20 protein-coding genes are annotated in these 25,179 nt (G+C 45.3%); 10 read left to right on the top strand and 10 right to left on the bottom strand.

The window, feature by feature from the left end; translation table 11 throughout:
• Nucleotides 1–29 precede the first annotated feature (29 nt).
• Genes AAHN97_RS18930 through AAHN97_RS18920 form a run of 3 tightly spaced genes read right to left on the bottom strand, consistent with a single transcriptional unit; the run spans nt 30 to nt 2,553 of the window.
• Nucleotides 30–812 carry an MBL fold metallo-hydrolase gene (locus AAHN97_RS18930; RefSeq protein WP_343303635.1) on the bottom strand — a complete coding sequence of 261 codons (783 nt, stop codon included), beginning with the start codon at nt 810–812 and terminating at the stop codon, nt 30–32.
• Nucleotides 809–1,771 carry an alpha/beta hydrolase gene (locus tag AAHN97_RS18925; protein ID WP_343303634.1) on the bottom strand — a complete coding sequence of 321 codons (963 nt, stop codon included), beginning with the start codon at nt 1,769–1,771 and terminating at the stop codon, nt 809–811. Before AAHN97_RS18925 ends, AAHN97_RS18930 begins: the two co-directional genes overlap by 4 nt.
• A gap of 2 nt (nt 1,772–1,773) precedes the next feature.
• Nucleotides 1,774–2,553 (bottom strand): alpha/beta hydrolase, encoded by a 780-nt coding sequence (locus AAHN97_RS18920; RefSeq protein ID WP_343303633.1) that lies wholly within the window; start codon nt 2,551–2,553, stop codon nt 1,774–1,776.
• Nucleotides 2,554–2,696: 143 nt separating this feature from the next.
• Here AAHN97_RS18920 and AAHN97_RS18915 point away from each other — a divergent pair, with 143 nt between their 5' ends.
• Complete coding sequence (locus AAHN97_RS18915) at nt 2,697–3,545, top strand: alpha/beta fold hydrolase (RefSeq protein ID WP_343303632.1); 849 nt, start codon at nt 2,697–2,699, stop codon at nt 3,543–3,545.
• Between the two features lie 35 nt (nt 3,546–3,580).
• On the opposite strand, the gene AAHN97_RS18910 is transcribed toward AAHN97_RS18915, so the two are convergent.
• The 3 genes from AAHN97_RS18910 to AAHN97_RS18900 all read right to left on the bottom strand — a co-directional run bounded on the left by AAHN97_RS18910 (nt 3,581) and on the right by AAHN97_RS18900 (nt 8,122).
• Nucleotides 3,581–4,936 (bottom strand): sigma-54-dependent transcriptional regulator, encoded by a 1,356-nt coding sequence (locus tag AAHN97_RS18910; RefSeq protein ID WP_343303631.1) that lies wholly within the window; start codon nt 4,934–4,936, stop codon nt 3,581–3,583.
• Nucleotides 4,933–7,188 (bottom strand): histidine kinase dimerization/phosphoacceptor domain -containing protein, encoded by a 2,256-nt coding sequence (locus AAHN97_RS18905; RefSeq protein ID WP_343303630.1) that lies wholly within the window; start codon nt 7,186–7,188, stop codon nt 4,933–4,935. Before AAHN97_RS18905 ends, AAHN97_RS18910 begins: the two co-directional genes overlap by 4 nt.
• Nucleotides 7,189–7,306: 118 nt before the next feature.
• A complete protein-coding gene (locus AAHN97_RS18900; protein WP_343303629.1) occupies nt 7,307–8,122 on the bottom strand; it encodes a helix-turn-helix domain-containing protein in 816 nt (271 codons plus the stop codon).
• A 439-nt stretch (nt 8,123–8,561) separates the two neighbouring features.
• On the opposite strand from AAHN97_RS18900, the gene AAHN97_RS18895 reads away from it, so the two are divergent.
• The gene (locus AAHN97_RS18895) at nt 8,562–9,131 is read left to right on the top strand and encodes a hypothetical protein (protein WP_343303628.1); all 570 of its coding nucleotides are present in this window, start codon (nt 8,562–8,564) and stop codon (nt 9,129–9,131) included.
• A gap of 37 nt (nt 9,132–9,168) precedes the next feature.
• On the opposite strand, the gene AAHN97_RS18890 is transcribed toward AAHN97_RS18895, so the two are convergent.
• Nucleotides 9,169–9,414 carry a hypothetical protein gene (locus tag AAHN97_RS18890; RefSeq protein ID WP_343303627.1) on the bottom strand — a complete coding sequence of 82 codons (246 nt, stop codon included), beginning with the start codon at nt 9,412–9,414 and terminating at the stop codon, nt 9,169–9,171.
• 191 nt (nt 9,415–9,605) lie between these two features.
• On the opposite strand from AAHN97_RS18890, the gene AAHN97_RS18885 reads away from it, so the two are divergent.
• Both AAHN97_RS18885 and dapA read left to right on the top strand, forming a co-directional pair.
• Nucleotides 9,606–10,559: an acetyl-CoA carboxylase carboxyltransferase subunit alpha gene (locus tag AAHN97_RS18885; protein ID WP_343303626.1), complete on the top strand. Its 954-nt coding sequence runs from the start codon at nt 9,606–9,608 to the stop codon at nt 10,557–10,559.
• Nucleotides 10,560–10,650: 91 nt separating this feature from the next.
• Complete coding sequence (gene dapA / locus AAHN97_RS18880; protein ID WP_343303625.1) at nt 10,651–11,532, top strand: 4-hydroxy-tetrahydrodipicolinate synthase; 882 nt, start codon at nt 10,651–10,653, stop codon at nt 11,530–11,532.
• Nucleotides 11,533–11,679: 147 nt separating this feature from the next.
• Here the strand turns inward: dapA and AAHN97_RS18875 are convergent, their stop codons facing one another.
• The 3 genes from AAHN97_RS18875 to AAHN97_RS18865 all read right to left on the bottom strand — a co-directional run bounded on the left by AAHN97_RS18875 (nt 11,680) and on the right by AAHN97_RS18865 (nt 13,899).
• On the bottom strand, nt 11,680–12,516 hold the full coding sequence (locus AAHN97_RS18875) for a hypothetical protein (RefSeq protein ID WP_343303624.1): 837 nt from the start codon (nt 12,514–12,516) through the stop codon (nt 11,680–11,682).
• Nucleotides 12,517–12,585: 69 nt separating this feature from the next.
• A complete protein-coding gene (locus AAHN97_RS18870; RefSeq protein WP_343303623.1) occupies nt 12,586–13,494 on the bottom strand; it encodes a ribonuclease Z in 909 nt (302 codons plus the stop codon).
• 33 nt (nt 13,495–13,527) lie between these two features.
• Nucleotides 13,528–13,899, bottom strand: coding sequence for an STAS domain-containing protein (locus tag AAHN97_RS18865; protein ID WP_343303622.1), 372 nt, complete (start codon nt 13,897–13,899; stop codon nt 13,528–13,530).
• 252 nt (nt 13,900–14,151) lie between these two features.
• Here AAHN97_RS18865 and AAHN97_RS18860 point away from each other — a divergent pair, with 252 nt between their 5' ends.
• From AAHN97_RS18860 to AAHN97_RS18835, 6 genes are all read left to right on the top strand, one after another.
• Nucleotides 14,152–16,683: an ATP-dependent Clp protease ATP-binding subunit gene (locus AAHN97_RS18860; protein ID WP_074242769.1), complete on the top strand. Its 2,532-nt coding sequence runs from the start codon at nt 14,152–14,154 to the stop codon at nt 16,681–16,683.
• A gap of 363 nt (nt 16,684–17,046) precedes the next feature.
• Nucleotides 17,047–18,831: a hypothetical protein gene (locus tag AAHN97_RS18855; protein ID WP_343303621.1), complete on the top strand. Its 1,785-nt coding sequence runs from the start codon at nt 17,047–17,049 to the stop codon at nt 18,829–18,831.
• 93 nt (nt 18,832–18,924) lie between these two features.
• Nucleotides 18,925–20,229, top strand: a complete 1,305-nt coding sequence (locus AAHN97_RS18850; RefSeq protein WP_343303620.1) for a hypothetical protein — start codon at nt 18,925–18,927, stop codon at nt 20,227–20,229.
• 13 nt (nt 20,230–20,242) lie between these two features.
• Entirely contained in the window at nt 20,243–21,847 is a 1,605-nt protein-coding gene (locus AAHN97_RS18845; RefSeq protein ID WP_343303619.1) for a T9SS type A sorting domain-containing protein, read from the top strand.
• 89 nt (nt 21,848–21,936) lie between these two features.
• Nucleotides 21,937–22,626: a (d)CMP kinase gene (cmk, locus tag AAHN97_RS18840; RefSeq protein ID WP_343303618.1), complete on the top strand. Its 690-nt coding sequence runs from the start codon at nt 21,937–21,939 to the stop codon at nt 22,624–22,626.
• Between the two features lie 577 nt (nt 22,627–23,203).
• Nucleotides 23,204–25,153 carry a tetratricopeptide repeat protein gene (locus tag AAHN97_RS18835; RefSeq protein ID WP_343303617.1) on the top strand — a complete coding sequence of 650 codons (1,950 nt, stop codon included), beginning with the start codon at nt 23,204–23,206 and terminating at the stop codon, nt 25,151–25,153.
• The last annotated feature ends 26 nt before the right edge of the window (nt 25,154–25,179 follow it).

Genomic DNA, 25,179 nt, shown 5'->3' with positions numbered 1-25,179 from the left:
TAGCAGTACTACAGGCTTTCTTTGTAATATCATATCTCCGTCCGTTCCCCGGATCTCAGGAACACTGTTCTGTCCCTCGTTACCGCACTTCCCATCAACACGCCCCTCAGCACAGATTCCTTTTCTTTAAAATGAGACCATCCCCTCGAATGTATCGGGATCACTGTTTTCGGCTGCAACACATTCACTGCTTTTATTAATCCCGCGCTATCCATTGTGTATTCACCAAACCCTGAGAGGTAGCGGAACTGCACAGCCCCTACATGAAAAATACCAACATCGATCTTATATCTCCTGCCTACTTCATCAATGCCTGAAAAATAAACCGTATCACCTGAAATATAAATAACGCCATTTTCCTGACCATCAAATTCTATAATAAAACCGATCACTTTACCGGCAATAAATTCCGGTATCCAGGAAGGATGATGTTGTGCCGGAGTGGCCGTGATCCTTAAATTCTTAAGCTTAGGTGTGGGAATGAAATGTGTTTGCCACACATCCAGTCCTGTGATCCCCGGTAATGCCTTACTGGCACTTTTAGTAGAGAGCACATGGGTCACCTTTGAAGTAAATACCTTTCCGTTCGTGTCAAAATTATCTTTGTGCTGATGATGGCTCAGCAGGATCAGATCAATGTTGGTAAGATCTTTTAATGGAATGGCCGGGTTATCCAGTTTGCGGGATACCGCGCCAAATCCATGATGGTAAAGATGCCCTGCATTATCCAGGGTAGGGTCTGTTACTATCCTGTAACCTCCGATCTCCAGGAGTATACAGGCCGTGTCGATATGTGTAACACTTATGTTCATGCAAGTGCTTTTTTCAACTCGGTGGCTGCTGCTCTCAAAGCAGACTGTACAGCCGGGACCTCTGCCAGCGGATTTAATAACCCGTAATCATGGATCATACCCTGTACCCGCATTAAAGTAACAGGCACACCTGCACTGTCCATTTTCCTGGCATAAGCCTCTCCTTCATCTCTCAAAACATCATTCTCCGCTGTTTGTACCAGGGTGGAAGGTAACCCTTTTAACTGATCCGGGGAAGCAGTCAGGGGAGCAGCATAGACCTCGTTCCGCCGGGCTCCCTGTTCCACATAACTATCCCAGAACCAGGTCATCATATTCCTGGTAAGGAAGCGGGAGCTGGCATATTGATGATAGGATTCCGTTTCAAAGTTTGGATAGGTAACGGGCCAGAATAACAACTGGAATTTTATCTCCGGGCCTTTTTTGTCTTTTGCCATCAGTGCTGTTGCCGCAGCCAAGTTGCCTCCTGCACTGTTGCCCACCACTGCTATACGTTTACCATCGATATCAACCTCTGCTCCATGCTCCGCTATCCATTGGGTAACGGCATAACATTCATTCAATGCGGTGGGATATTTTGCTTCCGGAGAACGGCTGTACTCAACAAACACAGCTGCAGCACCGGAGTAAACAACCAGGTCCCGCACAAAACGTTTGTGTGTGGCAAAATCTCCCAGCATCCAACCGCCACCATGAAAGAACATAAAGGCTGGCAATACACCGGTCTGACCTTCCGGGCGAACGATATAGATCTGAACACCATTCACCATCCGGGGCGTTATCACAATGCCGGATACATCTACGGTTACAGAACGTTGTGCATCTTCGAGTACTTTTCGCGCATCGGCAGGCGCTAATTGTTCCATTGGTTTACCATCGCCGCTGTTCAGGATTTTCAGGAATGCTTTGGTATGACTTTCAATGGCAGGATCGTTCAAAGGGTCGATTATTTTATCCATATTTAGTTTTGTTTTATCCAGTTATAAATAAATGCAGCATCTTCTTTCCAGGTGGGCAACCCGAGTACAAAATGATTCCTGTCTTTCTCCACATAATCTGTTACGGAACTTTTGCTTTGGTAATGTTTAAATACCCTTTTACACAAGTGTGCCGGTATACATTGATCCTCTGTGCCGGCCAGTAGTAACAATGGCTCATGTTCTTTGCTGAAATCCACATGCGCCGCCCCGCCAAGCCCGCCTCTGGCTACTCTTTTTGATTCCGGTGTTACTAATTCATAGTAACTGCTTTTTTGCAGATCAAAAGGCAAACCATTGGTAAAGGCATACTGCCATTTTTGAAACGACATCAGAAAAGTTTTCTTAAGGGAAGTAAAGTATCCCAGTGTGGCCGTATTTGATTTTAAGAAAGCAAATTCATAAGGAATTACACCCTGGGGAGGAACAGCATGGATTGCAATGCATGCTGCTGCATACCCTTTGTTCAGTATTACCTGGCTCATCAGTCCGCCAAATGAATGACCGATCAGGATGGGCTTTTCCGGCAGCTTTTTAATAATGTCGATATGATACTGCAACAGGTCAGGCAACGAAACCCCGGCTAATGCAGCATCCGGATGACGGTTGCGGAGTGTGGCCGCATCTGCATTTTTATGCAGCCATGGGGGAGCAATGGTAGTATAGCCCAGTTCCTCAAAATAACTTCTCCAGTGATCCCAACAGGCATGACTCACATAAGCCCCTGTTATGAATACAATGGTTTTTGATTGAATTTTTTTCATGCAGGTTTATGTTTGTTATGTCACAAAACTATTCCTAATAGTAGCGTCAGTCAATTGACAAACAGAAGGAACTATTGTATATATACAACAGATAACGGCACATAGCTATTGATGCCCTTTACAGGCTGAATTAGTTTTGAAGTATGACAACAACTACTACATCAAACGTTCAGACAGCCTACGTAGAAGCCGGTGGAAGAAAACTGGCCTACAGATCAATAGGCAGCGGCACACCTTTCATTTTGTGCAACCGCTTCAGAGGTATCCTGGATACATGGGACCCTGCGTTTATTGATGCCCTGGCCCAAAAATTCCAGGTGATCATTTTTGATTACTCAGGCATCGGGTTATCTGCAGGAGAATTACCCATAGTGATGGCAGAAGTGGCAGAAGATGTGAAACACCTGGCGGCAGCGCTCTCTCTGAAGAAATTCATTATCGGCGGATGGTCTTACGGGGGCATGGTAGCACAAATCTTCTCCACGCATTATCCTGAAATGATCTCCCACACCATCCTGATCGGTACAAAGCCTCCCGGACAGAATGCGCATCCAATGGAACAGATCTTCCTGGAAACTTCTGCTCATCCGGTGAACGACCTGGAAGATGAAATGATCCTGTTCTTTGAACCTGCATCTGCATTGAGCAGAAGAGCAGGAGCCTTTAGCCACGCAAGACTGGCGCAGCGCGTAACGGATCTGGATATACCGGTGGAAGAAGAAAAATGGATACGCTATTTTCAGGGAGGCGCGGATTATATTGAAGATGCATTTAATTCACGAGAAAAAATGGGCCGTTTGAAAACACCTGTGCTGGTCATATCAGGAGATCATGATGTGGTATTCCCTGTAGAGAACTGGTATGTGTTAACAAGGGATTGGCAGAACCTGTACATCATGGTTTTTCCGCAGGCAGGCCATGGCCCGCAACATCAGTATCCGGTATTGTCTGCGGGGCACATCATCAACTTCGTTAATAATTACGCGGAGTAAAGGGAGCGCATGACAGGCTTCACGTAACGCAGGAACTAATAACCTCCCGGATTAACATGGCTCTTTTCAATCCCCAGTTTTTTGATCCGGGAGTTAAGCGTGGAAACCTTCAGCCCCAGCAATTCCGCTGCGCCATTTTTTCCGAAGATCTTACCATTACATTTCCGCAGTGCATCAATGATATGATTCCTTTCATGTTCTTCCATGGAAGCAATCGTTTTGCTTTGTGCAGGAAGGGCGCTGGTTTTTTTGATCAAACCTTCCTGTGCAAGCAGCACTGCTCTTTCAATGGTGTTCTCCAGTTCCCGGATATTCCCCGGCCAGTTGTGATGCATCAACTCATGCATAAAACCATCGGATACCCGCATAGGTGCCTTCCCGATCTTTTGGGAGAAATGCTGAACGAAGTGCTCAACAAGTAAGGGGATATCTTCCTTACGGTCCCTCAGTGCAGGAAGGTACAGTGGAAATACATTCAGCCGGTAATAGAGGTCCATCCGGAAGCGGCCTTCCGCCATTTCTTTTTCAAGGTCACGATTAGTGGCAGCAATGATGCGCACATCTGCTTTGATCACTTCATGCCCGCCCAGCCGTTCTATTTCTTTTTCCTGTAAAGTCCGCAGCAGTTTTACCTGCACATCCGGCGGAAGTTCCCCGATCTCATCTAAGAAAATAGTGCCTTTACCAGCCTGTTCAAACTTTCCGATCTTCCTTTCGGTGGCCCCGGTGAAGGCACCTTTCTCATGACCGAACAGGATCGATTCTATTAAAGTAGAGGGCAGTGCACCGCAATTCACTTTAACCAGTGGATGTGACTTCCTGGGAGATAATGCGTGAATGCATTCCGCAATCCGCTCTTTACCCGTGCCGCTTTCCCCAAGGATCAATACAGATGTGTCCACAGGTGCAACAATCCGGAGATGTTCCAGTACTGTCTGGAGCTTAGGGCTTTTCCCGATAATACCGGAAAAACTATCCGCCGCTACTATCGGGGGCTTTTGCTGCATGATCGCATCCAGGCTGTTCGCATGCAGGTAATGGGCTACTTCCAGCATGATCAGTACATCCTTCTCCCGGAATGGTTTTACCAGGAAGCCATAAGGCCGGGTGGCTTTTGCTGCATCAAGTGTAGCTTTGTTGGAATTGGCGGAAAGATAGATGAAGGCGATTTTTTTTTCTCTTAAGATATGGGCAAGATCAATACCCGTCTGAGGGCCTTTTAAATAAATATCCAGTAGTACCAGGTCTGGTACTTCTTTCTCAATTAAATTCAATGCAATTTCAACGGAACGCGCAATACCACAGACCTCATAGTCTGCTGCTTTAAGCATGCGCTGTAAGTTATTTGCCTCTATGAACTGATCTTCTACGATCAGGATCTTTTCTCTCATACGGCATGACGGGCTTTATGCAGAGGTGTGTTAGCCATAAAATGAATGGAAATGGTAGTACCTTCTGCGGATCTGATGGCAAAGGTACCATTTATATCGTCTACCAGTCCATCCATGAGTTTTAATCCCAAGTGACTGTCCAGGTCCGGTAACATGCCAATACCATTGTCTGCAATGGTAAGGGTTATTTCATTATCAGCTTCCTGTTCCATGCAAACACTGATCTCCTGGCCGATCTCTTTCCGGGGAAAAGCATACCTGATGGAATTGGTGATGGCTTCATTGATGATCAGGGTAACAGGCACCGCTTGTGATACATCCAGTTCAAGAGGAGGGAGGTTCAGATGAATATGGATCTGCCGGCTTACATCAAAGCTTTCGCGCAGGTGGTTCACCAGTTCGGGTAAATAGGAACGGATGTCTACAGCCGCTGCGTTTTCTGATCTCCGGTTGATGAGAGACATCGCGTATATCCTGTTCTGGCTGTCCTGCACGGAAGATTGAGAGCCCAGCAGGCTTACAATGGTCTGAAGATTATTTTTCACCCGGTAATTCGCTTCTTTCAGCAGCCATTCCTTCTCATTTACCAGGTGCTGCAGATCAGTGTGTTTCGCATTTGCCACCTGCTTCAGCCTGTACTGGTTGAAGAGTAATCCTGCAATGATCAGTAAGGCCGCAAGGCTGCCAAGTATAATATTACGCAGGAAACCGGATTGTTGTAAGGCGGCCTCTTGCAGTTTGCCGGATTGTGTGAGTAGCTGGATGTTCTGATCTTTCTTGTCTGTTTCATACTTCGCCATTAACTCCTGCATTTGATTACCGAGAAGGGAATCCCGGTAAAAAGTATATTTGATACGATACTGTAAAGCGGAGGCATATCTCCCCGCGGCCGAATCCAGTTTGGAAAACAGGAGATGAACGCCGGCCAGGTTTTGAAGGCCCATGCTGCCGGAAGTAAAATCAAGGGCTTTCTGGAGATAGGTCCTTGCTTTCGCCATTTGTCCCTGGTTGAAATAAAAAAGGGATACCTGGTAAAACGCTTCCGGTGTTTCTGTATAATTGGTTGGCAATGGAAACTGCTCTGCCATGGAAGTGAAAGCATCATAGTTCACCGCCGCCAGTGTATTATCTTTCAGAAGTTCGTAGCTATGCCCTTTAATGAAAGCCAGGCGCATTTTATCGGAAGTATTGGTAGGAGGGAAGCTGGCTGTTATTTCCTGCATGAGGGATAATGCTTCTTCAGCCTGTCCCAAAAATGCCAGCAGGTTAGCCGCACTGATAAAACCTTTATACCAGAAGTCCTGTGTGGCTGCACTCTTCTTCCCCGCATAGGACTTCTGATACCAGGCCAATGCTTCCTCCGGTTTGTTTAAATGACTGTACACGGTTCCCATCCTGGTGTAAAAAAGACAAGCGAGCGCAGAATCTCCCGTTTCCTGCATATTGTCTAAGGCTTGGCGGGCATAAGAAAGCGCAGATTTCTGATCAGCTAAACAGGAAAGGGCGTAAGCTGTATATAAAGTATGACGGAAACCAATGTTTTGCTGAAGTTGCAATATTTGCTGCCATTGTTTTTCCGCAAGTGAGCGGTCAGCATCCGCGATATACATCCTTACTTCAATTTCCTTTTCCTTCATCCGCAGTTTGCGATAAAGCGCCAGCGCTCTTTCCAGGTAACTTATTTTTTTAGGGTCCTGGTCCGGCAGATATTTCCCCTGGTTTTCATAAGCCGGCGCAAGGTTTGCAGGGTCAGCTCCTGCAGCATCCACCACCTTTGAAAAACACTTTTGACTTTCTGCTATGTTACCGGCCTGGTAGTAATATTTCCCCAGCAGGCTAAGACATTCAGGTTCCCCATTGGTATTTGCCTGTTGAAGGAAAAACCACGCACTGTCCATATCCGTTTTTTCACTGCCGGGTTTAAAAAGATAATAAGTACCCAGCTCCAGCAATATCCTCATCTTGTTCACCCCTTCCGTATAATTCAGGAGATTGGTGATCACCCCTATCTTTCCCGCATCGATCAGTTTGCTGGTGGGAGAAATAACACCATCGCTGAATCCTTCATTGTAAGGTAATAAACGGTTGTATCCATACATCCGGCATGCAAACAGGTTGGCACTGTCCCGGTCTATCAGGCCACGGCTTTCGTTAAAGATAAAATTACCTGTACCGGCCACTAATAACCGTTGTTTAAGCATGTCATAACTGCTCTGGGGAGATTGCCCGTTAACCACATTCTGTAAGAACACACATACGCATAGGAGAAAAAAACATCTTATCAAATATCGTATCATAAGTAGGGACATGTGCTGCTAAGATACGTTTTTCGGATTTTTTTATTTCTTAAATTATTCCCGCAAAGTATTGTTAATGCTGGATCATAACGGAAATGCCTTTCTTGAAATTAGTGAAGTTAACACCGGAATTATTTTTAAAGAACTTGCTGAAATGTGCCATATCATTAAACCCAAGTGCATAGGCAATTTCCTTCATACTGCGGTTGGAATGGATGGCCAGTCTTTTTGCTTCCTTTACCAGGTATTGCTGGATATGGTAACTGGCCGTATAACCGGAGATTTTTTTTACTACCTGGTTGAGATAGCTGGGAGTAATGTTTAATTCATAAGCATAATCTGTAACCATTTTCTTGGTGATGAAATGTTCCTTCAGTAACTGCATAAACCGGCGAAGCAACTCGGCATCTTTTGTAAAGATCACCGTATAGGAATATTTCCGGGAAGTATATAGCAGGAAGATCTTGAACAAACCCTTCAGGATCTCTAAGCGGAACGAAAAATAATTGACGAATTCTTTCCGCATTTTGCTAAGGATCTCTTCCACCTCAGTTTCTGTTTCTTCATCTATCGGTATTTGTAAAAGATCGTTTTGTGCGGACAAAAGAGAAAAGCTCAGGGTGGTTTCCGCCAGCTGCAGGAAATCTGCCGACATGGAAATGTAATACCCCTCCAGTTTTTCGGCCGGGACCAGTTGTTTTAACTGACCAGGCTGTAAACAGTAAACAGTTTGCCGGGTGATCTCAGACTCCTCAGATCCCATTTTCAGGAAACCTTCTCCCCGTTTCACCCACAGGATCTCATATGTATGGTGCTTGGCGTTAACCTGGTTTTTTGCGAACCATTCCAGGGTATGTATTTCAAATTCGCTGATAGTGGATATGTTCATGGCTCATGTAATTAGGCAGTACATTATTCAATCTCTGTGCCCTGATTGCAATCCGTTGAAATACAGTATTTTAAATGAAAATCCGGGGAAAAGATTAGCGATATATCAATAATTTTAACGGGATTATTGATATATCGGTAAAAAATCAGCCCGTAAAAAAGCCATGTAAAAATTGAAAAAAGCATCGATTTTAATTGTAACTTAAATACAGTGAAGATGCAACTGTCGCATGCCCAAATCCTCCATTGTTAGAGAGTACCGTGAAAGAGATTGTTTGAAACCACAATAATATATCAACCAAATTGTAACACATATAATAATTTACCGCCCATGCTTTTTAACGCTACGTTCCCGGAAGTGTTTGATCCCCTGGGCCGATAAACAGAAATAACAACTCTACCTATTTTAATAACCAAATCAACTTTTTTTTATGAAGAGCATGATGACCAGAATCTTATACGTTTCACTAATGGCCGTAGCAGTATTTTTTGTTTCCTGTTCCAAAGATGGATCTGCCGGTCCTGCCGGCCCCGCTGGTCCTGCCGGTCCTGCTGGCCCTGCTGGTCCCGCCGGCCCCGCTGGTCCTGCCGGAACTGCCAATGTGATCTATTCCGCATGGCTGGATGTAACATACGAAGTGGATGATAACGCAGCGGGAGATACTATCTATGGATATTTTGCTTCAATTCCTGCGCCGAAGCTGAACGCCGCCATGTTAACATCCGGAGAAATGAGAGTGTATTTCAACTATGGTACTGCAGCAGCACCCGTAGTAGAGGCTTTGCCTATAGCTGATCCTTTCCTGGGGCTTTATATTACAGCTACTTACTCACCTGCACTGATAGAGCTGTATTCCAATGCTAACGCAAGCACTGGTGTGAATGCCCAGAGTGTGAAGGTCCGTCAATACCGCTACATACTCATACCGGGTGGGCAAACTGCCAGGAAAGCGCCTGTGGACCTGAATAATTACAAAGCTGTGCAGGCATACTATGGCATAAAAGACTAACTATAAAAAAAGAGGCCCTCAAAAGCCTCTTTTCTTTTTATGCTATTCCCTGTAAATGGGAGAGATGTTGTTTTAATGTTTTCAACGCGCGGTTCATATGTACCCCAATTGTTCCCATACTTGTATTCATCCGCGCTGTGGTCTGTTTGTAACTCATTGCATGTTCCGTATGTAAACGGAACCGGATAGCCATATTCAACTCCCTGTTCTTAAAACAATCTTCCGGAGGATCCACTGTTTCTTCCCGCTTCTTTTCAGGTAGAAAACGGGCCTTAAAAACCAAAATATTGTTATATAACCTTAATTGTACTACTTTTGCCGCCCTGAGTTTCTAAAAAGGTTCGGGCATTTTCTGACCCGGGTTTGCCGGGTTTATCTTTTTTTAAGCAACTCCCTGTATCTGAATGCTCTTTGGGGCACTTGTTCAGGGTTTACTATCTTTATGACGTACTTTAACCTTTTTAAATCTGTATAATGCAATTTCTGGATTTTGAAAAACCGATTGCGGATCTGTACGAACAACTGGAAAAACTGAAGGAGAACGGCGTTAAGTCGGGCGTGGATGTTTCTGCAACCGTAAGCGAGTACGAACAAAAAATCAACGACACTAAGCAGAATATCTATAATAATCTGACCAGCTGGCAAAAGGTACAACTGAGCCGCCATCCGGACAGGCCATATACCCTTGAGTACATCGAACGCATGACCACCAACTTCGTGGAAATGCACGGTGACAGGAACGTGAAAGATGATAAAGCGATGGTAGGTGGTTTTGCTGATCTGGATGGTGAAACCGTGATGTTCATCGGGCAGCAGAAAGGTATCAATACCAAAATGCGCCAGATCCGTAATTTCGGGATGGCCAATCCGGAAGGTTACCGCAAAGCCCTCCGCCTCATGAAACTGGCGGAAAGGTTCAACAAACCCATCGTTACCCTCATAGACACTCCGGGAGCTTATCCCGGTCTGGAAGCAGAGGAAAGAGGCCAGGGCGAAGCCATTGCCCGTAACCTGTTTGAAATGGTGAAACTGAGAGTGCCCGTTATCTGCGTGATCATTGGGGAAGGTGCTTCCGGTGGCGCATTGGGAATTGGTATCGGCGACCGTATTTTCATGCTGGAAAACAGCTGGTATACCGTGATCTCCCCGGAAAACTGCTCCACTATCCTCTGGCGCAGCTGGAACTTTAAAGAAAAAGCAGCGGAAGAACTGAAACTCACTTCCACCTATATGAGCCAGTTCGGTCTCGTGGATGGTGTGATCCCGGAACCAATTGGCGGCGCACATTCCAATCATGAAGAAATGGCAGCCATCCTTAAAGCAAAGTTAAAGTCTACCCTCGCAGAAGTAAGAAAGATCGATCCGGATACCCGCATCGAACAACGGATAGACAAATTCTCGAATATGGGCTTTTACGAAGAACGCTAAATAAAATAATGCGCTTTTATTGCGGGAACCGATCCAAATTTTCATATTTGCATTTTTTCAGGGCAGCTAAGCGCTATTTGATACACTAGATATGTTACAGCAACAATTAAGGGGGACTGGTGTTGCACTGGTTACACCCTTTACTACAAACGGAGCGATTGATTGGACAGGCCTGGAGAGGCTGATCAATCATGTGATCGGAGGAGGAGTGGATTATGTGGTTACATTAGGTACCACCGGAGAAACACCCACCCTGTCTTCAGATGAAAAACTGGACCTGATAAAATTTACGTTCGAGAAGGTAAGTAAACGGGTGCCTGTTGTAGTAGGAATTGGTGATTATAGCACCGCGGATGTTGTAAGCCGGCTGGAAAAATGCCCGCTGGACGATGCTGCGGCTATTCTGAGCGTATCTCCTTTTTACAGTAAACCAACACAGGAAGGGATCTTCCAGCACTATAAAGCCATCGCGGCTGCTTCTCCCAAACCCATCATATTGTACAATGTTCCTGCCCGCACCGGCCGTAATATGACCGCAGAAACAACCCTGCGCCTGGCCCATGAGGTAGAAAACATCGTAGCCATGAAAGAAGCTTCCGGCGATATGCTCCAGTGCATGCAGATCATCCGCGATAAACCCAAAGACTTCCTGGTGATCAGCGGAGACGATGGCGTAGCATTTCCACAGCTTGCCTGCGGAATGGACGGCGTTATTTCCGTAGCTGCCAACTACTTCGCCAAAGATTTCTCCGCCATGGTAAAAGCTACCCTGGATGGTAACATAGCAGAAGGCCGCCGCCTCCACTACAAAATGCTGGAAGGCTTTGACCTGATGTTCATGGAAAATAACCCGGCCGGTATCAAAGCATTCCTGTCTTTCGATAAGATAATAGAGAATACTTTCCGCCTGCCCATCATTCCCGTGAGCAACGACCTGCAAACTAAAATAAATACCTTCCTAAAAGGTTACTAATAAGTAAGTTATCGTATTAATAAAGGCCCGTTCTGCTGAAGAACGGGCCTTTATGTATATACCATTCCTATAGTTGACATAGGCTTCACATAGGCTTGACATAGGGGATGCAAAGTTCTCTCATTGCTTTATCCTTGCTCGATCCTCCTAAAAGGATACCCCGATCGTTAACCCAAGTCCCCTCACACCCACAAAAGGCATCTTAACATCTGCCCGCAATCCGTCATCTCTCACCTCTGCCGTAATATTTTTCTTACCACCGATCTCTATCAGTGATTCCACATCATCTTTCAGATCAGCTCTTTGCTGCTCATCAAGATCACTCAGGTCCGTAAGTCCTTCCACTTTCCCACTAAGATTACCATAATGGCCGCCGATGACGAACAGGTCAACAATCACATTTTTGTGGAGGTTGAACTGGCCGCCAAGGATAATTCCTCCGCCAATACCACTGCTTTTGCCAGTTAGGGGTACTAACCTTTTTTCTGTAGGCAGCTCAAAGTCATAGGGGTAATCATATTTAAAGGAAGCATACCTGCCATACACCCCGCCATAAAAACCTTTAGCGCCAGACCTGCGGCCAGTATAGAAGCGGATCTCCGCAGTAATGGCATTTCCGCTCATTTGCAGTTTGTCCAGCTGCTGGGTGATCTCTCCGTCACCCTCCTCAAAGTAATCCATCACTTTCTCAGTTAGTGCCGTTTTTGCCAGGTAGGTTTTAGGCATGAAACGGTAACCCAGGGAAGCAGAGATCTTCCGGGCAATCATCCTTTCATAGGTAAGCCCGTAGTTGTTCAATGCAATGGAAGAGAGGTTCGTTTTAATAATGTTCTTGTTGTAGGGCAGATTACGGAGCCGGTGTTTGCGGGAAGGGGCTTCGGTTGAATCTGTGCCGGCGGTGCTGTTGGCTGTACTGTCTGTTTGAGCCATTACATTCAGGCCAAGGCATAAGGGGAGCATAAGAAGCAGTGCTGCTCTTTTCATAGGAATAGTGATTTTAAATTTAATGCGTAAATATAATGTAACAAAACTACTTACGCAACAATGGAATCACTAGATAAGATAGGTGACGCCTTCTATGGCCAGTTCTGTTTTAGGGAAAACAGGGATGGTTTCATCCAGGAAAGGCTGTAATTCAGTGTATTTGGAAGAGAAATGCCCGATCAGCAAACGGTGTGCACCTGCCATCTTAGCCAGTGTAGCTGCCTGAACAGTAGTACTGTGGAACCTGTCTGCCGCCCGTTGTGAAAGATCATGAAGATAAGTGGTTTCATGATATACGATATCGGCCTCCCGCATATGAGGCACCAGGTCCTCATCATATATGGAGTCCGCACAATATACATAACGTTTGGCCCTGGGAGGAGGAAGGGTTACCCAATCATTTTTGACCAGCTTTCCATCTTTCCGTTCATAATCAGCGCCTTCCTGTAGTTTGGAATAAAAAGAGGCAGGTATTTCATATATGCGTGCCTGTTCTGGTATGATCCTGCGTTTCCTGCGCTGAAGGCTAAAGGAAAAACCATAACAGGGAATGCGGTGCCGGGTAGGGAAGAAGCTGACCTCCATTTCCTTTTCCTTCAATACAATGCCCGTCTGGCCAGGCAGCAGGGGATGGAAGTTTAGCTCGAAGTTGAGGGTAGTGGCGGCAACATGTAACTGGATCTGCAATATCTCCTCCAGCTCCGGCGGACCGTAAACTGATAAAGGCTCTATCCGCCCCAGCAGGCTCATACTGTTGATCAGGCCTATCAGCCCAAAATAGTGATCTCCATGGAGATGACTGATAAAGATATGCCGGATACGCCCCCTTTTTATCTTGTAACGCTGAAGCTGCATCTGCGTGCCTTCTCCGCAATCCACAAGGATCAACTGGTCGTTATAAGTGATCACCTGCGATGTAGGATGCCGGTCTGGTGTAGGTATTGCCGAATTATTGCCTAAAATTGTTACCGCGAACATATCTCTAAAATAAACAAGTAATTGGTAATGATGCTATTCTCCCAGGTCCAGTTCCCGCTCCAGGTCTTCCATCATCACCATATCAATGGCTTCAGATTCTGTAGGCACTATATTCAGCATTTCGGGGTATTTTTCACTTAATACAGCGGATAAGGGAGCGCGAAGCTGAGCAACGGCAGCTGAAAGCCCACGCTCGTACTGGCGGTTGTATACTGCAAAAATGGCTTTAAGGCCCTTTTCATCAGCAGATTGAACGGAATGCAGGTCCAGCACCAGATTCTTATCCTCCAGATCAGGTATTTCAAAAACCGCTTTTTCCAGCTCGGCTGCCAAATTAGCATTCAGTTCGGGTTCTTCCAGCCGGAAAAGCACTATTTTTTCTTTGGTATCAATTTTGAATTGCATAAGCCAGGATGTTATATTTTAATCATTAAAAAAAAGGACAGCCGAACGAACCCGTCCGTAAAACCTTGCCGGAAGTAATCTCACACAAACAAAAACATCCCCCTTCTCGTAAGTATATTTACATCTATACGGCCTTCAGAAGCAAAAGTAAATCTTAAGTATAAATGTGCAAGGATAAAAACTAAATCCAAATTTATTTGGTAATATTGTATAAGCAAGCCCCCGTAAGGGTTTAATCAAAAATCATCTACAATGGATCAGAATTTTTCACCGCAAGTAAAGGAGATCATTTCGTTTAGCAGGGAGGAAGCTTTACGTCTGGGAAATGATTTCATCGGTACGGAACACCTGCTATTGGGCATCATTCGTGAAGGTGAGGGGACGGCTGTTAAAATTCTACAAGCTTTGAACGTAGATCTTTACGAACTGCGCAAAGAAGTGGAACTGGCTATTAAAGATAAGACCGGTAAGAACATTGCCAATATCAATAGCCTCCCTTTAACCAGACAAGCAGAGAAAGTGATCCGTGTGACCGTGCTGGAAGCTAAGGCCCTTAAAAGCCCTACAGTTGAGACAGAACATCTCATGCTTTCCATCCTCAAGAATAAAGAAAACGTATGTACTCAAATCCTTCAACAGTTTGACGTGGACTACGATACATTTAAAAACGAATTGGGCTTCGTAAAATCTGCAGATCCTAAAGCAGAGTTCGATGACCCCGGAGAAGAGGAATTTGAAGACGAACGTAAAAGTTATGCCTCTAAAGCGAAGCAAACCAATACCAAGTCTAAAACTCCTGTACTCGACAATTTTGGCCGTGATATCACCAAACTCGCCGAAAGTGGCAGCCTGGATCCTATCGTTGGCCGTGAGCAGGAAATTGAACGCGTTTCGCAGATCCTTTCCCGCCGTAAAAAGAACAATCCCATCCTCATTGGTGAGCCTGGTGTAGGTAAAACAGCTATCGTGGAAGGCCTGGCCCTCCGCATCGTTCAACGCAAGGTTTCCCGCGTGTTGTTTGATAAAAGAGTAGTAAGCCTCGACCTCGCTGCCCTGGTGGCCGGTACAAAATACCGCGGCCAGTTTGAAGAAAGGATGAAAGCCATCATGAACGAACTCGAAAAGAACCGGGATGTGATCCTGTTCATTGACGAGATCCACACCATTGTTGGTGCAGGTGGCGCTTCCGGTTCCCTGGATGCTTCCAACATCTTCAAACCAGCCCTCGCACGTGGCGAACTCCAATGCATCGGAGCATCCACACTGGATGAATACCGTATGTACATTGAGAAAGATGGCGCTTTAGACCGCCGTTTCCAGAAAGTAATGGTAGATCCTCCATCCGTGGAAGAAACTGTACTGATCCTCAATAACATCAAACAACGCTACGAAGAGTATCACAATGTGAGCTACACGGATGATGCTATCGATGCCTGCGTAAAACTGAGCGACCGTTACATGACGGACCGCCTGTTACCAGACAAAGCGATTGATGTATTGGATGAAGTAGGAGCAAGGGTACACTTAAAGAACATCAATGTTCCGCAAAATATCCTCGACCTGGAAAAACAGATCGAAGACATCAAGCAGGAAAAAAATAAAGTAGTGAAGAGCCAGCGCTTCGAAGAAGCCGCAGCCCTGCGCGATACGGAAAAGAAACTCGGCGAAGACCTGGAAAAGGCCAAAGCCGTGTGGGAAGAAGAAGTAAAGCATAAACGCTACCCCATTGATGAAGAAGCCATCGCAGAAGTAGTGAGTATGATGACCGGCATCCCCGTTAAACGGATGGTGCAGGCTGAAAATGATAAACTTCGCCGCATGGGTGAAGATCTGAAGAGCGCTGTAGTTGGACAGGAAGAGGCCATCAGCAAAGTGACCAAAGCCATCCAGCGTAACAGGGTAGGTCTGAAAGATCCTAAGAAACCAATCGGTACCTTCATCTTCCTCGGGCCAACCGGGGTAGGTAAAACGGAGCTGGCAAAATCACTCGCCCGCTATATGTTCGACTCAGATGATGCACTTATCCGCATAGATATGAGTGAATACATGGAGAAATTCTCTGTAAGCAGGCTGATTGGAGCGCCTCCGGGTTATGTGGGTTATGAAGAAGGTGGTCAGCTGACTGAAAAAGTTCGCCGTAAACCTTACTCTGTGATCCTCCTGGATGAGATCGAGAAAGCCCATCCGGATATCTACAACATCCTGCTGCAAGTGCTGGACGATGGTATCCTCACAGATGGTCTCGGCCGTAAGGTTGACTTCAAGAACACCCTCATCATCATGACCTCTAACATTGGTGTACGCCAGTTGAAAGATTTCGGTGCAGGTGTTGGTTTTACCACCAGTGCAAGAACAGTAAGTGAAGAAGATAACACCAAAGCCGTAATAGAAAAGGCTTTGAAACGTACCTTCTCTCCTGAGTTCCTGAACCGTATTGATGATGTGATCATCTTTAACTCTCTCTCCAAAGAGCATATCTACACCATTATAGATATCACTATGAAAGGTGTACTGGTACGTTTGCAGAACCTGGGCTTCAGCCTGGAACTCACAGACGAGGCCAAAGGTTTCCTCGCAGAGAAAGGGTACGATCAGCAGTTTGGAGCACGTCCACTCCACCGCGCTATCCAGAAATACCTGGAAGATCCGTTAGCAGAAGAGATCCTGAATATGAACATTCATAACGGGGATATTCTCATCGCGGACCTCGATAAAGAAAACCAGAAACTGGTCTTTTCTTTAAAGAATCCTTCCAAGAGTAAATCTGAGAAATCAGAAGCATAATTTATAAAGGACATTATATATAATATAGGTTGCCGGATACCCTCCGGCAACCTTTTTTTATGGACCCCAATCCCACGTAACTAACACTTTTTATTTTTTCCTAATGTTTTCCTTTCTCTTTTTACCTCACTGATCCTCAATAAAATAGTAGCTTGTAAACCTCCATAAAGCTCATTATTGTATTAAATAAATAAAAAACATTATAAATAATACGTATTAATCAAAATATATATGTAATATTGTGAGAGCGTTGTAGCCCTGATACGAGAGAGGGGAAAAACAAAAACCAGTATTCGTCAATAAAATCAATTAAACACATAAACCTTTTATTTTAACAACTCATATTTTTCAACCTATTATCCTATGAGAAAGTCGTTACGTATTGCCAGTATGGTACTGGCTGCGCTGTTGTTCTTTAGCTACGACAGCCTAAAAGCTCAGGTCAAGATCGGGGGAAATCCCGCCTCCATTGATCCTGCTGCTATCCTCGAACTGGAAAGCACCAGAAAAGGATTACTGTTACCCAGAGTAGATGATGCCGGCATGGCTGCAATTTCGAATTCAGCAAATGCTGGTTTCCTGGTTTACTACATAGGTGGTGGCCCCGCAGGTGTTGCAGGTCTCTTTGTGAAAACCGGAGGCGTTGGTGGCGCGATGGTGAGAGTTACTACAGAGGGTGGCCTTGGAGGTCCCTGGAAACAGGATGGTAACCTTGGTACAGCTGGAAGTTTCCTGGGTACTACCAACAACTTCCCTTTAGATTTTAAAACAAATGGCGCCACCAGGCTCACCATTGGTGCAGATGGAAAGTTGGTCTTTGCAGCTGGAGTTGTTGATGATGCAGTGCCTGCTACCGATGGTAATAATGTATTGGTGCTCGCAACTGACGGTACTGTTAAAAAGAGAGATCTGGCACAAAGTTCTGTTACGAGCTTGAACGCCTTGAAAGGTGACTTGGAGATCTCGTTGATGGATAATGCTGGTATAGCACCTGAAATTGTCACTGCGCCGCCAGTTGGTGCTACCCCTGGCCGTATTGAACTAAGCTTTCCTACTTTAACTGGTCAGGTTATAGCTGGTAACACGCCAACTTATGGTTTCATGCACATTGATGATTATACCAAACTGCAGGACCTGATGGCTGCTGATGGTATTAAAGTACTTCCTCCTTTGACAGTTGCTAATGCAGTAGCAGAAGGTGCTGTATTTACAAAGAACGGAAACAAATGGGAACTGGCTTTATCTCCCGCTACTGAAACAACTGCGGGTATTGTTACCCTTGGTGCGCAAACATTCGTAGGAGACAAGACGTTTTCTAATCAGAAGACCATATTTGATGGAAGTGTGGAGATTAAAAGGGTTAATCCGGCATCCGGTGCTCCAACTTTGTTAGTAGAAGGTGCTACAACCTTAAAAAGCGTTGCTGCACAAACACTGGTGAACACTGACAACTACAACCTGTTATTGCAGGATCCATCTGCTACAGGTGATGCACAATACGAACTGAAGAAAGTAACTGTTCCAGGTTGGAAATTAACTTCCACAGGTATCGGACAGATCTCTACAACATCTCCTACTCCTGCTGTAGGTGACGCTACTGGTAACCTCGCTTTTGCAACAGCTACAACCGGAACAGACTTTGCTGTTACATCTACCGGTAGTACAGTTACTTTTGCTTTACCTAACGCAAGTACTGCCGATCGTGGTGTGGTTTCCACAGGTGCACAGGAATTTGGCGGTGATAAATCATTCGCTGGTAAAGTACACGTGGGTGCTGCTTTTGGTACTCCGCAAGTATCTCCCTCTAACCTGATCGTGAACGGTTCCGTTGGTGTTAAATTCCGTACTGCTCCCGCAGGTAGCACAATCGGACCTGATGACTATATCGTTCTCATTGCAGCAGCAGGAGCAGCAACTACTATTTCGCTCCCCAATGCAACAGAATGTTCAGGAAGGATCTATGTGATCAAAAGGATCCCTGGTACCAACCCCGCTACAGAAGAAGATAACAATGTTGTTGTGAATACAACTGGTGGCCAAACCATTAATGGTATAGCAAGTACTACTATCTCCGTTGTACATACTTCCATCACTGTGATGTCTGACGGTACAAACTGGCAGATGCTCAGCAGAGGAACTGGCTTCTAAACCTGATTTACCGGAACGGTTATTATTCGTATAACCGTTCCGGTAAAATCTTAATACAAGCATATGATGTTTCTGTACACCAAAAAAGTTGACATGAATTGGCCGAGAGGATATACATCCCTGTTAATACTGCTGCTCTCCGGATTCGCAGCCATTCCTTCCCGGGCACAAATGAAAATAGGCGGCCAGGCAGAATCTACCAGGCTGGATGCCGCCCTTGAAATAAGCTCACACAAAAAAGGTTTGCTGTTACCACGTGTTACAAGTACTGCATTAACCTCCAATCCACTTGATAGTGCCGCTGCAGGCATGATGGTTTTTAACATCACAGATCAAACGCTGTACGTTAAAAAAACAAATGGTTACACGCCATGGTATAAAGTTCCGGACCTGACCACATACGCATTAGGCGGTTTGTCTGACATTAATTTCCCTATAGCACCATCCACTAATCAATTGCTTCAGTACAATGGTACAAAATGGAGTAACTGGACCCCTGACTATATTAAAACAATCTCCGGAGATGTAACTGCCAGCGCAGTAGACGCCGCCGGAAATGTTGTAACAACTTTATCAAACTTCGGCATTGCCAATACCTATTTCAAAGTAACAACAGATGCCAAAGGCCGTGTACAATCCGGCGCAACAGCACTCGTAGCCGCAGATATTCCAAACTTGGCTACTGCTTATATTCAGAATCAGAATGCAGCCTTACAAACCGGTGATTTCCGTATTAGCGGTAACGGCAACATGGCAAGCCTCTCTGTAACAGGTTTAACTGCACAGGGTGGATTATTGTTCACAAACACGGGTGCTGTAACACAGAAAGCAGGTCAGCTGATCTGGGATAATACCAATAACAGGTTGGGAATAGGTAATGCTGCTCCCAGCACAGCCTTACACGTTACTGGCGGAATAAGGGTAACTGGTTTAAATACAGCCGGAGGTGTATTGTTCGCCAATGGTACAACAGGTGATGTGGCACAAAAAGCCGCGCAACTGATATGGGATAATACAAATGACAGGTTGGGGATCGGACTTGCAGCACCTGCTGCTAAACTGGATGTGGAAGGGACTTTTAAACTTGGTGCTGACGGTACTGTGTTGACAGGTATTACTAAATTAATTTTTAATACACCTGCGAATCAAAACTGTGGCGCACTGGCAACAACAAATGTTACTTATACATTACCTGCAGGAGTTGTTTTGAAAGCAGACGATAATGTGATGATAAGTCCTGGTGCAGCTTTAGCTTCGGGGCTTGCAATAGGATGGGCCAGGGTGAGTAATACCAGTGCTACCACCCCGCAGATAATGGTCGGTTATGTGAATAGCAGCACCGCCACCAGGGCTGTTCCTGGTAATACGAGATTAAATATCGCTATCATCTCATTGTGATAACCAAAAACAAATGCGTTACATTTCACTTACCATATTAGCACTTCTCAGCCTTGTACTGCCACTCGAAGCACAACAGCAAGGCGTGTACATTGCCCCCGATGCCAGGATCCAGGTTGCAACGGGAGAGGTATTCAATATATATGGAAATGTTACTAACGAAGGCGCTTTTGGTACCAACCTCAATTCAATCATTAATTTCTTCGGTAAAACCTGGAATAACGGTAACGGTGCCACGCTTCCTGATGAATCCGCCAGTGGTGTTGATGGAAAAGGCGGCCTCTTCCGCTTTTCCGGAAATAACCCCATGTATGGTAACCTGGGAGCACAACAGTTACTCGGAGGATACAGTGTGGTTGGCCGTACCGGCGCCACCTTTCCTAACTTTGAAGTGAACAACCGCCTGGGAATTTTACTCTCAGACCTAAGTGATGTGAAAGTTCGTAACAATCTCAATTTTGCCAGCGGCCATCTTTTCCTGAATGGATGGAACCTGGTGGTAGGCGATGCCAAACCCGGAACCATCACAGGTTATAACGAAAACTCCTTTATCGTAACAGGCTCTACCGTAGCCGGTGGTTTCCTCTACCGCGAAAGTGTGGATGGCTCCTCCGGTAAAGTAGTATTCCCTATCGGCACCTCTATAGATACTTATGCCCCTGCAGAAATTGAATACACCGGTGTACCGGATGATTTCAGGGCAAGGGTGTTTGACAGCGTATACCAGCATGCAATATCAGGGAATGTGAATAAACTGGATTTTACTAATAAAACATGGAACGTAGCACGTGTAAGAAGTGATCATGCAGAAGCAAAAGTTACTTTACAACACATGGATGCGGAAGAAGGAAAGGACTATATGACCTTCCGTTCTGCCAGTTATGTATCCCGTTACGTGAACAATGCCTGGGATTACTTGGAGCAGCTGGAAACTTTCCCTGTTGCCGGTAATATCACTACTACCAATACATTGAGGAATGCCACTATGCACGTTCGTGTATTTAAAGATGGCCTGAACAATAATGAGTACTTTACGAAGGCGTCCATGATCTATGGACCGTATGCACCTGCTGCTTTTATTTATTTCAACGCTTACCGTCTCTCAGAAAACTTCGCACAACTGGAGTGGTCTGTGATACGTGAGCTGAACAACGACCGCTACGAAATTGAAAGACGTTTTGATAAAGATACCGGTTTCACAAAAGCAGGAGAGGTACGCTCCAAAGCACCCAACGGAAATACCACTTCCCGCCTCGATTATGTACACGCCGATCCTAATAACTACGATGGATGGACTTATTACCGTATCAAAGCAGTCTCTAAAAATGAACGGGTAAGTTATTCCCAGATCAAAGCCGTACCACCCTTCCTGCACATCGATGTATGGCCGAATCCCAACCTGGGCCAGTTCCAGGTACAGGTCCGCGGTGAACATACAGATATGATCATGCAGGTAGTGAACAGCCTGGGGCAGGTTGTGAACCAGTACTCCGTAAAAGGAGAAGCTACCATTCGCGTGAACAATCTCTCCAAAGGCACTTATATATTGGCATTCTACGATCAGAAATCAAACCGCCTAATGCGTACGCATAAAGTGATTGTGATCGATCGCAGATAGAAAAACTCTTTGATTTTTCGCGGAATTACGGCATTTTTGCAGTGGCAATTGTTGCATCAGGCACCTACCTGCACATCAAAAATCCGGGCGTGAAAAAGATTATCATTACAATAGACGGTTATTCTTCCTGTGGGAAGAGCACACTGGCCAGGCAATTGGCTGCTCAGCTGAACTACCTGTACATAGACAGTGGTGCCATGTACCGCGCTATCACGCTTTACTTCATTCAGCACAGGGTTGAATGGAATGATCATGTGCAAGTGAAGAACGCACTCGATAGCATTCACCTGGAATTTGTGCACAACCAGATCTCCGGTTACAGCGATATGTTCCTCAATGATGAAAACGTAGAGCAATTGATCCGTGAAATGCTGGTGGCGGAAAAAGTAAGTGAGGTAGCTGCCATCCGCGCCGTTCGGGAGTTTGCAGTGGCACAACAGCAAAAGATGGGTGCACAGAAAGGTATTGTGATGGATGGCCGGGATATCGGTACCGTAGTTTTTCCGCATGCAGAACTGAAGATCTTTATGACCGCAGACCCCGCTATCAGGGTGGAACGCAGGTTCAAAGAATTATACGCCAAAAACCCGAATATCACCCTCCACGAAGTAAAAGAAAACCTGGAACTCCGCGATTATATAGATGCTAACCGGGAAGTAAGTCCCCTCCGCAGGGCAGATGATGCTATCATCCTGGATAACAGTCAATTAAACATGCAGGAACAGCTCGATCTGGTCATGCAATGGGTAGAAGACGCTATCATGGCACATTCTTCTTGAAATTTTTTTGTATATCAAAAAAACGTTATTACCTTTGGTTCTATAGGGATACTATCCCTGTATATAATTTTATATACCTCATCCTCTCGAAATTCCTGCATTTTTAATGGTCTTGGCCCTGATTCCGTAAACTTACGGACGTGATTGATATTATGCCATGATACTTTGGATCGGATAGACAACATACCTTGAAAAGAACCTGAACTTTGTTGCAAATCATTGAATGATAAAGGCTACCGGATAGCGCTTGGCGGATCCAGTAGCTTTTGTATCGCTGCAAAGTGGTTCTAAGTGATTGTCCAAAGGCTTTTAAACGGCTATATCCAGACAAAAGACCATGCTATTAACCGATTATAAAAAGAACTGTAAAAATAAATCAAACACGCCGGGCTTATGGCGAAGCGTGTCTTAAAACGCAATGTGGAATGCGGTCGCTAGACGGCCCTATTTCATATTTTCAGTAGGTGTATTCGGTTAATAGGAAAGGGGCGAATTCTTTCGCCCCTTCACTTTTTCGTACTACCTGAAATACAATCGTTTATTTTTAATAACTTGTGTATATACTGTTCACCTCACCATGTCTAAAAAAGGCCTTATTCTTATAGTGTTCCTGCACCTTGCATTGTGGATGCACGCATCTGCACAGGATTCTCTGCAGGTTCAGGCGAGCCTGGATTCCATCAAAGGAATGGCGGACGATACGGTTAAAGTGAACCGGCTCATGGCCAGATCTAAAAGTCTTTACCGCTACTTTGATAAACGTAAGGAAGATAACGCCTTCCTCCAGGAAGCCATCAACGTTTCCCATAAGATCCGCTATAACAAAGGATTAGCAGAAGGATATAATGAACTGGGCACGGCTAAACGAAATAAATCCCAATACATCCTCGCAGCCGATTTTCATGAAAGGGCCCTCAAGTATGCGGAAGACGCAAAAGACGTTCGCCTCATCACTATTTCACTCAATAATATCGGGGTGGATTACCGCAGAAGGGATATGCTTCCCAAAGCATTCGACTTCCACTTCCGTGCACTCAAACTGGCTGAAAAAGCCAACGATGTCCGCAATATCTGTATCGCCACTAACTCCATCGGCAATATCAAACTCTCTGATGGTAAGTACAACGATGCCATCCAGGAATTTTCCCGCAGCCTCAGGCTGGAACGGGAAGGCAAAAACGACCTGGGGGTAGCCATTAACCTGGGTAACCTGGGATATGCCTATGAGGGCCTGGGGCAGCTGGATAAAGCCATTGAATACTATAAGAGCTCCCTGGCCGTTAACCAGGCAATGGATAATAAAACAGGGATGTCTATCTGTTATACCTGCCTGGGCACAGCCTATCAGAAAAAGAAGAATTATCCCCTTGCCATGGAATACCTCCAAAAGGCATTACAGGCAAATGATAAAGTAGATGATAAAGTACATGTGGCAGAAAGTTATCTCAGCATCGGGCGTTTATTGAATGAACAGGGTAAACATGAAGAAGCTCGCAAATACATCCAGGAATCGATAGACCTGGGTTTGAAATGGAGCTTCAAATCTACCCTGATGGAGGCTTACAAAGCCATGGCGGATAACTACAAACGGGCTGGTGATTACGATCGTTCCATTGATAATTCCAATCTCTCCCTCCTGTACAAGGATAGTATCCTGAACGAAAGGTCTACCACAGAGTTTGCGCAGATGCAGGCGATGTATGTGGTACACCAGAAAGATAACCAGATCAAACAATTGCAGCAGGAACAGGATATCAGCCAGCTGAGGATCCGCCGTAACCTGGCCCTGGCTATTGCCCTGGCAGGTTTTCTTTTTATGCTGATCGTTGGCGGTTTCTTTTACATCAGGCACCGTAACCTCCAGGCGAACCGCCAGACGCTTCAGCTGGAATTACGTTCCCTTCGTTCTCAAATGAACCCGCATTTCATTTTCAACTCGCTTAGTTCCATCCACCGTTATATCTGGAGCAATAACCAGGAAGAAGCATCGGATTACCTTACCAAGTTTTCCAAACTGATGCGCATGATCCTGGATAACAGCCAGCATACTTTCATTCCTTTGAATAAGGAGTTGGAATCCCTGCGTTTGTATCTTGACCTCGAAGCTTTGCGCTGTAATAATATGTTTGATTACCACATTCATGTGGCAGAGAATATCAATGAAGAAGAAGTGCTGATCCCGCCCATGATCATTCAACCATATGTAGAGAATTCCATTTGGCATGGTTTAGTGCACCGTAAGGATAAAGGCCGTTTGGATATCAATGTGAGCCTCAATGGCAGGGTACTCGAAATACTGGTAACAGATAACGGCATCGGCCGCAAACTGGCGATGGAGATCAAAGCCAAAAAAGACCATCTGCACAATTCCATGGGTATGAAAGTGACTGAGGGCCGTATAGCCCTGATCCGCAAGATCAATAATACCAAAGATGCAAACGTGGTAGTGAACGATCTGCAGGACCATGTAGGCCTGGCTACCGGAACGCAGGTAAAAATCGTATTGCCCGCAGAGTTTTTATTTTAGACAGAGAGGGCAGAGAAATAGCAAAA

It is taken from the genome of Chitinophaga niabensis (genome assembly GCF_039545795.1).
In the GTDB taxonomy this organism is placed as follows: Bacteria; Bacteroidota; Bacteroidia; order Chitinophagales; family Chitinophagaceae; genus Chitinophaga; species Chitinophaga niabensis_B.
This window is presented reverse-complemented; position numbering and strand designations above follow the sequence as displayed.

Coding starts and splice junctions, on each gene's coding strand:
- AAHN97_RS18920 (WP_343303633.1), bottom strand. CDS start 2,553: ATGAAAAAAATTCAATCAAAAACCATTGTATTCATAACAGGGGCTTAT.
- AAHN97_RS18900 (WP_343303629.1), bottom strand. CDS start 8,122: ATGAACATATCCACTATCAGCGAATTTGAAATACATACCCTGGAATGG.
- AAHN97_RS18845 (WP_343303619.1), top strand. CDS start 20,243: ATGCGTTACATTTCACTTACCATATTAGCACTTCTCAGCCTTGTACTG.
- AAHN97_RS18865 (WP_343303622.1), bottom strand. CDS start 13,899: ATGCAATTCAAAATTGATACCAAAGAAAAAATAGTGCTTTTCCGGCTG.
- AAHN97_RS18915 (WP_343303632.1), top strand. CDS start 2,697: ATGACAACAACTACTACATCAAACGTTCAGACAGCCTACGTAGAAGCC.
- AAHN97_RS18875 (WP_343303624.1), bottom strand. CDS start 12,516: ATGAAAAGAGCAGCACTGCTTCTTATGCTCCCCTTATGCCTTGGCCTG.
- AAHN97_RS18850 (WP_343303620.1), top strand. CDS start 18,925: ATGAATTGGCCGAGAGGATATACATCCCTGTTAATACTGCTGCTCTCC.
- AAHN97_RS18930 (WP_343303635.1), bottom strand. CDS start 812: ATGAACATAAGTGTTACACATATCGACACGGCCTGTATACTCCTGGAG.
- AAHN97_RS18925 (WP_343303634.1), bottom strand. CDS start 1,771: ATGGATAAAATAATCGACCCTTTGAACGATCCTGCCATTGAAAGTCAT.
- AAHN97_RS18835 (WP_343303617.1), top strand. CDS start 23,204: ATGTCTAAAAAAGGCCTTATTCTTATAGTGTTCCTGCACCTTGCATTG.
- AAHN97_RS18855 (WP_343303621.1), top strand. CDS start 17,047: ATGAGAAAGTCGTTACGTATTGCCAGTATGGTACTGGCTGCGCTGTTG.
- AAHN97_RS18885 (WP_343303626.1), top strand. CDS start 9,606: ATGCAATTTCTGGATTTTGAAAAACCGATTGCGGATCTGTACGAACAA.
- dapA (WP_343303625.1), top strand. CDS start 10,651: ATGTTACAGCAACAATTAAGGGGGACTGGTGTTGCACTGGTTACACCC.
- AAHN97_RS18860 (WP_074242769.1), top strand. CDS start 14,152: ATGGATCAGAATTTTTCACCGCAAGTAAAGGAGATCATTTCGTTTAGC.
- AAHN97_RS18870 (WP_343303623.1), bottom strand. CDS start 13,494: ATGTTCGCGGTAACAATTTTAGGCAATAATTCGGCAATACCTACACCA.
- AAHN97_RS18895 (WP_343303628.1), top strand. CDS start 8,562: ATGATGACCAGAATCTTATACGTTTCACTAATGGCCGTAGCAGTATTT.
- AAHN97_RS18910 (WP_343303631.1), bottom strand. CDS start 4,936: ATGAGAGAAAAGATCCTGATCGTAGAAGATCAGTTCATAGAGGCAAAT.